The organism is Candidatus Jordarchaeum sp. (assembly GCF_052745115.1).
The window spans coordinates 1-13,289 of sequence record NZ_JBRAKS010000078.1 but is presented as its reverse complement, the minus strand read 5'-3'; the positions used below and the strand labels follow the sequence as shown (position 1 = coordinate 13,289).

At 36.2% G+C, this 13,289-nt stretch carries 12 protein-coding genes and 1 tRNA gene; 6 read left to right on the top strand and 7 right to left on the bottom strand.

What is annotated here, in order from left to right:
- Positions 1–221 precede the first annotated feature (221 nt).
- Entirely contained in the window at positions 222–1,961 is a 1,740-nt protein-coding gene (locus tag ACUVXA_RS07560; protein ID WP_445870637.1) for an OmpH family outer membrane protein, read from the top strand.
- Between the two features lie 281 nt (positions 1,962–2,242).
- Complete coding sequence (locus tag ACUVXA_RS07555; protein WP_445870636.1) at positions 2,243–2,728, top strand: hypothetical protein; 486 nt, start codon at positions 2,243–2,245, stop codon at positions 2,726–2,728.
- A 94-nt stretch (positions 2,729–2,822) separates the two neighbouring features.
- Here the strand turns inward: ACUVXA_RS07555 and ACUVXA_RS07550 are convergent.
- The 4 genes from ACUVXA_RS07550 to ACUVXA_RS07535 all read right to left on the bottom strand — a co-directional run bounded on the left by ACUVXA_RS07550 (position 2,823) and on the right by ACUVXA_RS07535 (position 5,394).
- Positions 2,823–2,933, bottom strand: a tRNA-Gln gene (locus ACUVXA_RS07550).
- 311 nt (positions 2,934–3,244) lie between these two features.
- Positions 3,245–3,307 carry a 4Fe-4S binding protein gene (locus tag ACUVXA_RS07545; RefSeq protein ID WP_445870639.1) on the bottom strand — a complete coding sequence of 21 codons (63 nt, stop codon included), beginning with the start codon at positions 3,305–3,307 and terminating at the stop codon, positions 3,245–3,247.
- A 125-nt stretch (positions 3,308–3,432) separates the two neighbouring features.
- On the bottom strand, positions 3,433–4,044 hold the full coding sequence (locus ACUVXA_RS07540) for a Trm112 family protein (protein WP_445870635.1): 612 nt from the start codon (positions 4,042–4,044) through the stop codon (positions 3,433–3,435).
- Between the two features lie 210 nt (positions 4,045–4,254).
- Positions 4,255–5,394 (bottom strand): sugar phosphate nucleotidyltransferase, encoded by a 1,140-nt coding sequence (locus ACUVXA_RS07535; protein WP_445870634.1) that lies wholly within the window; start codon positions 5,392–5,394, stop codon positions 4,255–4,257.
- 590 nt (positions 5,395–5,984) lie between these two features.
- On the opposite strand from ACUVXA_RS07535, the gene ACUVXA_RS07530 reads away from it, so the two are divergent.
- Positions 5,985–8,159, top strand: a complete 2,175-nt coding sequence (locus ACUVXA_RS07530) for a MutS-related protein (protein WP_445870638.1) — start codon at positions 5,985–5,987, stop codon at positions 8,157–8,159.
- A gap of 70 nt (positions 8,160–8,229) precedes the next feature.
- On the opposite strand, the gene ACUVXA_RS07525 is transcribed toward ACUVXA_RS07530, so the two are convergent.
- Positions 8,230–9,036: an SAM hydrolase/SAM-dependent halogenase family protein gene (locus ACUVXA_RS07525; RefSeq protein ID WP_445870633.1), complete on the bottom strand. Its 807-nt coding sequence runs from the start codon at positions 9,034–9,036 to the stop codon at positions 8,230–8,232.
- Between the two features lie 259 nt (positions 9,037–9,295).
- Between ACUVXA_RS07525 and ACUVXA_RS07520 the strand changes: the two genes are divergently transcribed.
- From ACUVXA_RS07520 to rtcA, 3 genes are all read left to right on the top strand, one after another.
- Positions 9,296–9,847 carry a nicotinamide-nucleotide adenylyltransferase gene (locus tag ACUVXA_RS07520; RefSeq protein WP_445870632.1) on the top strand — a complete coding sequence of 184 codons (552 nt, stop codon included), beginning with the start codon at positions 9,296–9,298 and terminating at the stop codon, positions 9,845–9,847.
- 18 nt (positions 9,848–9,865) lie between these two features.
- Entirely contained in the window at positions 9,866–10,393 is a 528-nt protein-coding gene (locus ACUVXA_RS07515) for a methylated-DNA--[protein]-cysteine S-methyltransferase (RefSeq protein WP_445870631.1), read from the top strand.
- Between the two features lie 78 nt (positions 10,394–10,471).
- Positions 10,472–11,554: an RNA 3'-terminal phosphate cyclase gene (rtcA, locus tag ACUVXA_RS07510; RefSeq protein WP_445870630.1), complete on the top strand. Its 1,083-nt coding sequence runs from the start codon at positions 10,472–10,474 to the stop codon at positions 11,552–11,554.
- Positions 11,555–11,680: 126 nt separating this feature from the next.
- On the opposite strand, the gene ACUVXA_RS07505 is transcribed toward rtcA, so the two are convergent.
- Complete coding sequence (locus ACUVXA_RS07505) at positions 11,681–12,097, bottom strand: Hsp20/alpha crystallin family protein (RefSeq protein WP_445870629.1); 417 nt, start codon at positions 12,095–12,097, stop codon at positions 11,681–11,683.
- Entirely contained in the window at positions 12,075–13,106 is a 1,032-nt protein-coding gene (locus ACUVXA_RS07500) for an NOG1 family protein (protein ID WP_445870628.1), read from the bottom strand. Before ACUVXA_RS07500 ends, ACUVXA_RS07505 begins: the two co-directional genes overlap by 23 nt.
- Between the last annotated feature and the right edge of the window lie 183 nt (positions 13,107–13,289).

Genomic DNA, 13,289 nt, shown 5'->3' with positions numbered 1-13,289 from the left:
GACATCCTACCAATTAACAGCAAGGGGTGACAAATGTCCCTAACTTCTACACCTTCCTTATATTTTCCTAAAGACAAGACTTTTATACTGAGTTAAACCATCTAGCCAATAAGAGTACCAAATAACTATTTAAAACAAGTCACATATAACTTTTATATTCCATAATAATCCATATATAGGTTTTAGTAATATTATTAATAGCCTTTGTTAAAGGTGATTATTTGCTAAAAAGAACGGGTGCAATACTACTGATACTATTACTCCTCATAATAGGTTTCGCCGCTCTCATAGCGCTTAATAATAACACCGATTACCCCCCACTAACTTCTACCACAGGTATAAAAAATCTGAAAAACGGAGAAATTTCTACTAGTAATTTAACGAATATTCTAGTATTGCGAAACATTTCAATAAATAACTATGGAATAGCAACAGTTACCGACACCTTCACTGTTAGAAATGATGATATAGCCCCCGCAACCGTCTTAGACGTTTTCTATCCCGAGAATATTTGGTTACAGCTCATTACACACACCGCTTATTCTGGAAACATTCAGCTAGACACAGAGGAAATTTTCGTAGAGGGTCGTAATGGCACAAGAATATTTTTCCATCAATCAGTGATACCTGGGGAAACGTACAAATTCACATTAAAACAATATTTTGAAGGAACCCTCACCAATGTTTATTATGACCTTCTGAAAAGAAATGTGTCACAGTTTGATTTTCTAGCCTGCCCATATGTACCGCACAAAACAGAAATCTGCAAGGTTTCAGTTACTCTACCTAAGGATGCAACCGCTATCTCCCCCACCCAACTAAACCAAAATTTCTATAATATCGAACCTTTCGACACCAGCAAAGTGCTTCAAATAAAGTTCTATTTCAAAGATGCTGGTTCCCTGATGTCATTTAAAACGGTTTACAGGCAGATAGAAGTTGATCCCTGGCTTGGAATAAAAGTTACCGAAACCTATCTAATACGAAATGAGGGGCCTTCGGGTCTGAACAGAATCTATTTGAAAGCCACTCCTGGCACTATAGATTTTAAAGCCTATGATCTTGCTGGATCTTTATCTGCCTGGCCTAGTGGCGATAGCTTCGCAATAAATACTCGCTTTTCGGTTCCCCCCAATGGAACCTACTACTGTTATGCTATTTACCGTATTCCTATTGCAGCTACGCAAGTAGGTAGCTCTGGCTCGTACCTGTTCACTTTCAACATACTGCCTGATTACGTAGCATCTATTGACAACTTTTATGTCTCAATAATCTTCAATAACTTTCTATACACATCTTTTCAAAGTCCACCAACAATTCCTATTGCATCAGTTACCCAAAACTTTTTTCTCTATGCTTGGAACAACATAGTGCCTACTCAAAAAGTGTATTTCTACTTGGTTTACGGGGTGGGGTTTCCAACTTCATATCTGCGTCCATTTGTCTTTATGTTAATTTTTGGTGCAGTTGCTGTAATTTATACTATTTTCAAATCGCGCCGTGTAAAGCCCATAGCTGTGGTAGCAAGACCTATAGAAATTTCGGCTTCTATCCTCAGAGAGTTTTGTGACTTATACGAAGAAAAGAGTTCATTGATTCTCGAAATGGATCGCTTACACGAAGACGCGTCTAGAAAAAAGATCAAAAAAGGAGAATATGCTCAAAGAATTAAAGCCGCCGAAAAAGAATTAGCCACTTTTGACAAGCAATTAAACCAAAAGAAAACAGAAATATTAAAATTGGATAAGAAGTTTGAATCCGACTTTAATGCTTTAGAAATAAACGAGGCCGACCGAGAACAAGCCAAATTAGCCATTCAAAGCCTCAGACGAAGATACCTTATGAAACGATTATCCAAAGAAACCTACATCAAACTCACAGAAGCCCAAGAAAAGAAATTAAAGAAAGCAGAATCCAACATAGATAAAAAAATCCAAGACCTACGCAGAGAAGCCATTTAAAAATATTTTTTAAAAAATGAAAAACACCTCTTAAATTCACAGAATAAGCACTTATATAAATAATTCAAGAGTGTTTGGGATGTACGACGCCATTGTAATCGTAGCAAACTTAATGGTTTCTATGCACTATATTGGCGAAAAAATCTCCGAACACATCAAACGTTTTCACACAGAACTTCTAAGTTTCGGAGCAGGCCTAATGATCGGCGTATTTTTCCTCGAAATACTTCCCCACATCATCATTGGCGAGCTCGTTTTAGGAGAGTTAGTCTTTTACTTTTTTGGTGGGATTCGTAATTATTCATTTAATAGAAAAATTCGTTTATCAACGAGCCGCCGGCGAAGAAGAATTCGCCCTAGACGTAACCCGATTCGAGGCAGCCGGACTAATGGCCTACACCATCCTCATTGGCGTTGTAATCGTAGTATTCTTCGACGCTTATGGTAATATGGCCTACTTCCTCCTCATACCTCTTTATTTTAGAGCCTTCGCTGTCGCAGTCTATGCAGACGCCATAAATGAAAAGATTGGAAACAGAACAAACCGCGTATTACACACCCTCGGCCCCATATTCGGGGCACTCCTAGGAATGATACTAATTGAAAACGTAACACACCTATACCTAGTCTTCGCCGTAACAATGGGTCTCATACTCTACATCATAGTAAGAGACATGATACCACGAGAAAAAGAAGGTAAAACAATCTATTTCGCTGCGGGAGTAGCAATAACCATAGCAATAACCCTAATCTTCACCTTATTCTGAAAAACAGAAAAATACTTCACCTTCACTAAACTTTTTTTATAACTCGGAGATTAGTATATCGAGTAATCAATAAATCTAAACAGAATAAATTAAGTGGTAGCCCGACGCAGATTCGAATTCCGCATCCAAACCAAACATATAGCTTGTAGGTACTGCGGTCTCGGGGTCCAAAGCCCCGCATGATTGTCCACTACACCATCGGGCTACTTACCACTAAAGTTCTATTATTATCAATTTTTATTTTTTTCCTTTTTTTGAGGGTGAGAAGTCACATTTTAATGTATATTCTTTTTATGAATTTTTAACTCTTATCTTTAGTGGCGGTTGTACGTATATTGAAAAAATCATTAAATAGACTTTGGTTTTTAATCTTCTTCTATATCGATTGCTGAGTAGTCGCATTGGATTTCGCATGCTCTGCATACTAGGCACTCGTCTTCAGCTACTACTTTTGCTAAACTGCTTTCGAGCTTATAGACTTCTGCGGGGCAGATTTGTGCGCGGTGAGACTTTGTCTCATACCTCTACGCATACCCCGCAGCCAACGCACTTGTTTTTATCGATTTTAATTTTCACCATATTTGGGCACCTCGTAAACCTGGGGACCTAGCACCGGTTTGATGGTTTTTTGAAGATTTACTTTTTCTATTATTTTTCTATGGATGGTGTGATTCTGATAAAAAGAGGAGATTGTTGTCTCTTTTTTATTTTAGATTGAAGGGTTTTCCCTCATTTAATACTTTTTTCGGGATTTTGTTTTTCCATTTTTCTAGAAATGCTTTGTCTTCTTTGGCTTCGCGGAGGTCGTCAGGTAGCATGTGGGGGATTGTTTCTATTATAGGATACCATCTGCCGCACTTTTCGCATAGCATTATTCCTTCTTCTACTTCGGCTCGGTATAGGAGCCAGTTTAACAAGTGTATCTGTGTGTTGAGTTCAGGAGTTAGGCTAGTGGGCAGTTTGTCCTTTTTTATTTCTTGAGCCTTTTTTATTAGTTGTGCTGATGGGGTTTCGCTCAAGTCCTCGATTGTTTTTAGTATGTCTAGTTTTTCCTTAAATGTTTTAAGATACTCTTTAAGTGGTGCTGGTTCTTTGGTCATTTCATCCTCAATGCTCACAGTGGATCCCGATTCTTTAATTGTGATTTTTCCTTTCAGACTTTTTTTTAGGAAGATAAGATCTTTTTTTTCTAGGTCTTCGTTGACTTTTTTAAATTCATCCTTTTTTGTTTCCCATGTGAAGATTTTGAGCTTTAGAGGATAACTTTTGCAGCCTTCTACGGGACAAGTTAAAATGTCTAATAACCAAAGCTTCATATTTTAAACCTCTTTAATAGTTATTTTCCACTATTTTTTATTTTGTGTTTATTTTTTTAGTTTTATTGATTCAAATTAATTCGGCACTATTGATTATTACATGTTCAGTACAAGTATTCTAATTTAAGTGATTAATGTGTTAACCATAAAATTCTTATTGCATATAAAAAACTTTTGCGTATATTTCTTCTTAAAGGTAATACTGTGAGTTTATTTTTTAGTTCTTACTATGCCATCTATTTGCCCTTCAATCCAGAGATCCGGCCATATTCTTGAGCCCGGTAAAACTGTGGTGTAGTCTGCGATTTTGCAGTTGGGTCCTACAACGGCCAGCTTACCAATCTCCACATTGTTTCCTAATTCGCAATTCTCGGCAATAATGCATTCTTGGAGGCGTGCATTGGAATCAATTTTTGAATTCTGATACGTTACCGCCTTCTCAATTTTGGTTCCGCTTCCTATGGTTACCCCTGACTTAACTACTGAACAGGGTTGAATTTTTGAATCCGCTTCTATAGTGCAATCGTTTTCTATAATAACTGGCCCCTCAATTTTTGTACCCTTTTTAATAACTGTATTTTCTCCAATATGTACTGGGCCCCTAATTTTTCCTTCTATTTCTGCCGTTTCACTAATATACCTCTTTATTTGGTTAACAACCCATTCTGAGGCCTTCATATACCCCTCAGGTTTCCCAACATCTACCCAAAAACACTCCGCTCTATAACCGTAGATACGCTTACCTTTCTTTAGCATCATGGGAAACAAATCCTTTGCAAAATCAAAGGGAGTATTTTCTGGAATATACTCCAGGATTTCGGGCTCCAGAATGTACAGCCCGGTACTTGCCAGATTACTAAAACATTCATCAGGTTTTGGCTTTTCAATAAATCTTTTAATTTGGCTTTTTCTATTTACTTCTGCTATACCAAATTGCCAAGGATTTTCAACACTAACCAGTGAAATTGTAGCTAAACCCTTCCTCTCCCTATGATATCTTAGGGCTTCTGCCAGACTTATTTCCGTAATATTGTCTGACTGTATTACGCCAAAGGTTTCATCGAGATACTTTTCAGCGTTCTTAACTGATCCCGCAGTTCCCAGTGGTTCGTCTTCTTTAGGATAATATATTTTTACACCGAAATCTCGCCCATCTCCAAAATAATTCTTAATCTGGTTTTCTAGATAGTTAGTAGTAATGATAATCTCGTCAAAACCCTGTTTACTAAGAAAATCAATTATATAGTGTAAAACTGGTTTATCACAAATAGGTAACATGGTCTTCGGTGTAGTATAAGTCAATGGACGTAGTCTAGTTCCGTAACCACCAGCCAAAACCACAGCTTTCACTACACTGTCTCCCTTCTGGTATATCTAATAGCAATACTCTTAACAATCAAGTATTAAATTGTTAACTCCTTTCTCCACCTTATTATAAAATTTTTTTGGATATCCGATTTAATTATTAAGAGCTTAATTTTGTTATTAATTTTTAATCTCTTCTCTAATATAAATGTAATGGGAATATTATTGACATGAAAAAATTCTTATATGTATAACAAGTAAGTTTAAAAACTTGAATCTCAAAACTTGAGAAGAGTGCATTATTCATATAATGAAAGATGATGAGTGAACTTTTAAATTAAACAATAAAAGTGATGCTCCTGATTAATTGGTTTTAAAGCAAGAGATAGCTATTTCAGTATAGTTTTTCTTTTTTTAAAAGGATATTTAATAATCATTCTATTTGTAATATTATAAAAAAATTAGACGTGTAATATATTTTCTTAATATAAATATATCTAAGGAAGCTAGGTACAAAAAATTTTATAGTGTTGAATATCTTTTCTTACTATGCTCCTTAATAAACTGGAAAGTATAAGGTCTTTAAGTGGAAAACCTGTTGAAACCAGTTTAGTAGAATTGGTGGGATTTATTTGGTGATAACTCTCAGTGAAATAAAGGGTATAGGCAAAAAGGTAGAGGAAAACTTGGTGGATTATTTTGGGTCAGAGGAAGAGGCAATAGACGCGATTTTGAATGGTAGAATATCCGAAATTGGCAACATTCCTGGAATAGGTTTAGGTAAGGCGTTTCAGATTGTGAAAAATGCCTATGAGCAGGTGGAAGGTGTAACTTCTACACAGGTTCTGAAAACTGAGGATATTCAGAAAATTTACAATCATATCATGGGAATAATCCGATCCTATTCCAAAACAGCATATGCTAAGGAGAAACTGATGCTTTATTGGCCTCTCCCACCTTCTAAGATTGATAAGATTAAAAATAATTTGGCTCGTTTCACCGAATCCAGAAAAATTATTGAAAGTTTAGGAAAAGAAAAAATTAATGAAATATTGAATCTGTTAAACACTCTTACCCCCCTTAAAAAAGGTATGATTAAAAAGAAGATAGAAGGCAGAGCAATTATCACAAAAAATGATAATGCATATCAAGATATCCGGAATCAAAAAATTGACAAATACTGCGTAGCAATTTTGTTAGATAAAAGTGAAAAGGCCTCAGAATACGCTCAAGGATACGATATAGTCTTATACATACCAACTAGTGGCGATTATGATGACTCCCTAGATTATCTGGAAAATGTTTGTACAATTTCTCCAGAATGGGCAACAAATGATCTAATTCCAGAGTTAACCATCGAGTTTTACTCAGTAAACTATAGGGTAATAAATGCTACCTGTGAATTAGCTAAAATTATTAATACTCTTTCAGGGGGGGAAGCCTTGAACGAATTTAGGTCACAGCTAGAGGTTCAAGTCTTAGAGGAGGTAAAAAGCCTTCTCGGCCTGATAACCGAACAGGGTGAAGTGGCTGTAGGATATAATGAAGAATTGGATAGGTTTAGAGAGGCGTTAGAGGTTTTTGACACCGCGGTATTGGATACAGAAACCTGGTTAAACGATGAGATAAGAAGAAGATTGTCAGAAAGCGAAGCAAAACTTGGAGGAGAACAAATAATTAAGATTCTTGAAGCAGCTAGAACAGATTCTATCGAAGCCAGTAATCTCAGAAGTTATCTTCCAGGTGATGTTAGTAATATTATTTTAGATTCTGTAAGAAAGGCGGAAGATAGATTTTGTAAAATTTTAAATCTAACTGCTAAGGAAATATCTTGGATCGATGGCGTATTTCCAGAAGAAATTTTACTACCATTGGAGTTAAATCGCTCAAAAATCAATGAGCTTGAAAATAACTTGCGTAAACAGTTTAGAGTTAAAGAATATACAATACTAAGAGAGATCGCCGATAAACTTGAAAAGCACATGAATGTGGTCAGAAAGGCGGTTCAATCCGTTCTAGAATTTGATTTATTTTTCGCGGTGGGTTTATTTTCCAAGGACTATGATCTCAATGCACCAGAAATTAAAACAGAAAGCTATGGAATCGGATTCGAAAATGGTTTGAATATTTTCCTCAAAGAAATGGAGTTTAAGGGAGAAGAAAAAGTGGTGCCCATCAATTATATAATAGGAGACCCTGGTTTTAAAATGAAAGACACAAATGGAGAGAAAATAATCATACTATCGGGTGCAAACTCTGGAGGAAAGACTATGGCTATTCAACTAATAGCTCAGATAGCCATACTGGCTCAGATGGGGTTTCCTGTACCCGCAAAAAAGACAAGTGTAAGCCTATTTGAGGAGTTGTTCTATTTTGGCAAGTCTCAAGGAATGGTTACTGCTGGTGCTCTAGAAACAACAATTAAAAGATTCGTATCTATAGTAACTGATCCTGCTTCAAAACTCGCCTTATTTGATGAGGTTGAAGCTATGACAGAGAGTGGAGCCGCAGCCAAGATTATTGCGGGAATATTGGATATGATGTGTGAAAACCAAAAAACGTGTGCAGTGTTTGTAAGCCACTTATCTGATGAAATATTAAACTTGACTAAAAGTCCGGTTAGAGTGGATGGTATTTCTGCTAAAGGTCTGGATGAAAATCTTAATCTTATAGTCGATAGGACTCCGAAATTTAACTATTTGGCTAAGTCAACCCCTGAGCTAATATTACAAAGACTGTACTCGCTTTCTAAGGGTGAAGAAAAAGTAGTTTTTGGAAATATCCTTAAAAAATTGAGTGAAACAGAGTAGACAAATTTATTTAGTCTCTGAATTTCTTTAAACTGAGGTACACTTATCTGATTTTTTTAAATTTCAGATTTCAGTTTGCTTTCTTTATTCTAATCTTGTTTCCTATCTTTAAACTAAGTTTTTTGGCTGCATTGCCCTGATTTACTGCTATCTCTAAAAAGTCATAACTGCCAATAACACAAATATAATCTCCGGTTTTAGAAAACCCATATGATCTTTTGAAGGGAGCACTAACTTTTTTCCCATCAATCTTAATCTTAATATAAGAATCATAATTTACTTTGATTTTTCTTAAATCCTTTTTAGTTACATTAGTTATACCGTTTCCAAACTGATCTATGTGAATAATCTCCCCAAAAATTGCGCTTTCTTTAATAATAGATCTTGGAATGCTCCAATGAATATAATTATTAATTTTAGGACCCACTAGTCCGGGTTCCACTCCGTTTGCGAGATGTGCCGCCACCGGTGAAAAGATAGTTAAACCATGAAAAGTGTGTGTTTTTTGCTCCAACATTAACTCTTTGTTCTTTATTTCGTAAACATTTTTTACCCTTTCTCTGTCCATAAAAAATGAGAAGAGACCATTATCTGGACCAACCGCCAAGAACCGCTCGGTTTCTACAACTATTCCCCTTCTTTCGGTACCCACACCCGGATCCACCACACCCACAAAAATAGTACCCCTTGGAAAATGTGTAGCTGCCGAAGCCAAAACAAAAGCGCCGTGCCTTACATCAAAAAGGGGAATCTCATGAGAAATATCAACAATCTGAGCTTTAGGACAAATGCTTAATATAGTGCCTTTCATAGCGGCAACCGATGATTCTTTCAAACCGAAATCGGTCAATAAAGCAATAATTCTTTGCTTCCGCATAATTTAGGCACCTTTTCCTATATTATCACAATTTAATAAGTTAAGATTAAAGAATGTAGAGAACCCATTAGTTAAATTCTATTTAACAAAACGCTAAAAAGTATTTCTCCAAATCCACTATTTTACATTCCTAATGCGGTATTGATATTTTTATGTGATATTTCAAATAGATTTTTAATATAAAAATAATAAAGAAAGATATAAAGAGAATTTAATTATCTTTTAATAGATAATAATAACTCTAACAAAGGGTTTGCCCATGATTCGAGGTTTATTTGTAGGCAGATTTCAACCATTTCATCTTGGACACTTATATGTGGTAAAAAAATTACTGGAAAAAGTAGGTGAATTAATCATAGCCATTGGTAGTGCTCAGTACAGTCACACTTTCAAAGATCCTTTTAACGCTGGTGAAAGAATATGGATGATAAGAAGCGCACTGGATGCTGAGTTGGATCCGAGAAAATATTATGTTATACCAATTCCGGATGTTAACGATAACCGGATCTGGGTGGCTCACGTAGAATCTTACACTCCTCCATTCCAGATAGTTTTTTCAAATAACTCCTTGGTGAAGGTGTTATTCCAAGAAGCTGGATACGATATCGAGCCTTCTCCCCTATACAAAAGAGAACTATATTGTGGCACAGATATTCGTAAAAAAATTATCGGGAATGAGAAATGGGAACACCTTGTTCCAGAAAATGTAGCAAAAATCATCAAGGAGATAGGAGGAGACAAGAGACTCAGAGGAATTATTAAGAAAGATTATGTTTATGATGCTGCTGAAATAGATTCTAATAATATTTAGTAAATATAGGTGTGGAATATGGTCACAATTGCCTCAATACTAAAAAAGAACGGATTATTTGCAGGAGCTGCTCGACGAGGAGAGAAATTAGTTGCTACAGTATTACCCGTTAAGGATTTAGAAACTGCAAAGAAGAAACTGATAGAGAAGATAAGGGACAAAGATATTGAATTTAAGGACGATCAATTTTGCTTATCGGTTTCCGAAAAAATTTTTCGAACTATTCGGGGAGAAAAAGTGGAGTTTAACGAGCCAATCGACATATCGAATTTACCTCCCTTCCAAAGAAGAGTACTGGAGGAAGGTAGAAAAATTAGTTGGGGAACGGTAACCACTTATGGTAAACTCGCACATAAATTGGGAAACAAAAAGGCGGCTAGAGCGGTGGGAAATGCTATTGCTTCAAATCCCTTATGTATGGTGATCGGCTGTCATAGAGTTGTTAAAAGTGATGGAAAAATTGGAGGATTTGAATACGGTCCCGAGATTAAAAAGAAACTCCTCCAAAATGAAGGAATTAAAATAAAAGGAGACAGAATAGTCTAAATTAATTAAAAACCATAACTTTTTTAGAAGACATCTACTTTTCTTTAACAGGTTTTTGGCAAAAAATAATCCTTTTGAGTGGAGGTAACCGAAATCATAGAGATTGATGGAAGTTTTGGTGAAGGTGGGGGTCAAATAATTAGAAGCGGTATCGCCCTGTCGGCTTTAGTTAACAAACCGGTTAGAATTTTTAATATTCGCGCAAAAAGATCGGAACCCGGTTTAAAAGCTCAACACGCAACGGCAATCAATGGTTTGGCTAGAATCACTAAAGCGAATATTACCGGGGTTAAAGTCGGATCAAGTGTAATTACCTTTGATCCTGATAGGCCTCAGAGTGGTGTCTTTAAATTTGACATTGGAACCGCGGGAGCCATTAGCCTGGTTCTGCAAACCTTGATGCCCTGCGCAGCATTTGCACAGTCTAGAATCGAACTGGAGATTAGTGGCGGTACTGATGTGGCTTGGAGTCCTCCTATAGATTATTTGACTCATGTTACTTTACCAGTTCTTAAGAAAATGGGTTATCGCTCTGACATTATATTAACTCGGAGAGGTCATTATCCACGCGGAGGAGGACTAGTAAGAGCTGTGATAGAGCCAATCAAAAAATTATCCGCCTTAAATCTAACTGAGAGGGGTGAAATTCTAAATATTAAGGGAATTTCTCACGCGGTAAGACTGCCTCAGCATGTGGCTCAGAGACAGGCAGATGCAGCAGGAAATAAACTCAAGAAAGCCGGTTTTAACGATGTTGAAATCACATTGGAATGGTACGAGAAAGAAAAGGATCCCCACTTAGGGCCAGGATCGGGTGTGGTACTGTGGGCAGAGACGAGCTCCGGTAGCGTTATTGGGGGAGATGCTTTGGGTGAAAGGGGCAAACCCGCTGAAAACGTTGGGGAAGAAGCAGCCGATAAACTTCTGAAAGAAATTCAGAGAAACGCACCTATTGATTCTCATATGTGTGATATGCTCATTCCGTATATCGCGGTTGCAGATGGTAGGTCTCAAATAAAAGTTACTGAATTAACTCTTCATCTACTTAGTAATATTGCGGTAACTGAAAAAATTCTCGAAATCAAATTCAATATTGAAGGTGAAGAAAAGCAGCCCGGAATACTTACTGTGAATGGAATAAAACTTGAAAACTCAATTTAGAATTATAAAAATTTTTTAAATTGCCCTAGTTATAAGTTGAAAGAATTATACTATTTTTGTGGAAGGTGTTTTTGCTTTTATTTTTTTGTTTTTTACTCTTATTACTATATTTTTATCAATTTGCTGTTAATCTACTTTTACTTTCCCTTCTTGTTCCGTTTTGGCTTTGGGGATGTGAATCTCTAGTACTCCGTTATTTCCTGAGTATTTTGCATTTATCTTGTTGATATCAATTTTTTCAGGGAAAGTGAGGCGTCTTTTAAGGCTGCCCGATATTCTTTCCTGTAGTAGGTATTTTCCTGAAGCCGAATCTGGGCTGTAAATCTCCACTGAAAAATCTAAATAATTATCAGAAGCGTTCAAAATGATTTTTTCCTTATCCACACCCGGTAAATCAATATAAACCATGTATTTCTTATCGAATTCAATTATATCTACCGATGGAAAGTCTTTCATTGGTTTGTTTTGCATAGCCTCTCGAAGTTCGGTCTCCAATTTTTTTATAATAATAAATACGTTTTCAAAGGGCGACCTCTTTTGCATATTTTAACTCTCCTTGGAGTTTACCTGCTTTCATTGCCGTATCGATTGCCTCTTGCACTCCAGTATCTTGAATTGCTATCATCTCAATTGGCTTATCAATTTTCTTTTTAACTTCTTCCAAATCCTCACTGCTCATCAAGTCCACCTTGTTAATTACGTTAATCACAGGAAGTGAAGGAAATGTCTCTTTTATCTCTTTTAATAACTCCAATTGCCTTTCTATGGGATAACCACAGCTGAGTGATGGATCAATAATAAAGACGACCACGTTAGCGACATGACGAATAGCCGTTATTGCTTGGAGTTCAATTCGATTTCTCTCACGCATTGGCCTATCAAGTATACCCGGCGTGTCAATTATTTGACAACGTACATTATTATACGAAAAGTGGCCTAAAACAATATTTCTTGTCGTGAAGGGATATTCTGCGATTTCGGGTTTTGCTGAGGAAACCGCACGCACAAAAGAACTCTTGCCCGTATTAGGATAACCCGCAACAACAATAGTAAATTCATTAGTATCTATGGAAGGAAGCCTTGAAAGTTTTTTTGATGCCTCTATTAAAAAATTTAATCGCTTCTCTAGTTTTTTAATAATGGAAGAGATTCTGGCATAAGCTTCTATCCTTGCTTTTGCAGCGAATTTCGGGTTTTCTGAAAATTTTATATCACGAATTTTTTTATTAGCAATTTTTTTAATTATCCTTGCAGACCCTTCAAGCGAGGCTAAAATCTCCTTCAGCCTATCAACTCCCACCAGAACATCTGCTAATTCTCTGTAAAATGGATGTATCTCATCCAGGTTTGGAAACTTTTTTACCATAATAATTAAATACTTTACAAGATTATCCGAAATAAATTTCACACGTGTTACTTCCCGCTTCTTAGCCTTAATACTAGGGGGAACACGCCGAGGAACATCTAAAGGGAGTTGTGAACCCCTATGAAAAACAATATCAAGTAGTTCATCTGAACTATAAATCTTCTTGATTTTAGAAAATGGGTTCATCTTAACATCCCTCAATGTAAAACAAAAAACACACTTTTTAATTTTATCGGTAGATAGTATTCTACTGATTTTAAACCTTTATAAGTTACTGAAAAACAGGTACTTGGATATAAATAAGTTATATTATAGTAAGCTTTGGGACAAAATTAGTTGCTATTCCTTCAAAAGTCCCTTCGCTAGAAC

Coding starts and splice junctions, on each gene's coding strand:
- ACUVXA_RS07505 (WP_445870629.1), bottom strand. CDS start 12,097: ATGCAAAAGAGGTCGCCCTTTGAAAACGTATTTATTATTATAAAAAAA.
- ACUVXA_RS07500 (WP_445870628.1), bottom strand. CDS start 13,106: ATGAACCCATTTTCTAAAATCAAGAAGATTTATAGTTCAGATGAACTA.
- ACUVXA_RS07520 (WP_445870632.1), top strand. CDS start 9,296: ATGATTCGAGGTTTATTTGTAGGCAGATTTCAACCATTTCATCTTGGA.
- ACUVXA_RS07540 (WP_445870635.1), bottom strand. CDS start 4,044: ATGAAGCTTTGGTTATTAGACATTTTAACTTGTCCCGTAGAAGGCTGC.
- ACUVXA_RS07515 (WP_445870631.1), top strand. CDS start 9,866: ATGGTCACAATTGCCTCAATACTAAAAAAGAACGGATTATTTGCAGGA.
- ACUVXA_RS07525 (WP_445870633.1), bottom strand. CDS start 9,036: ATGCGGAAGCAAAGAATTATTGCTTTATTGACCGATTTCGGTTTGAAA.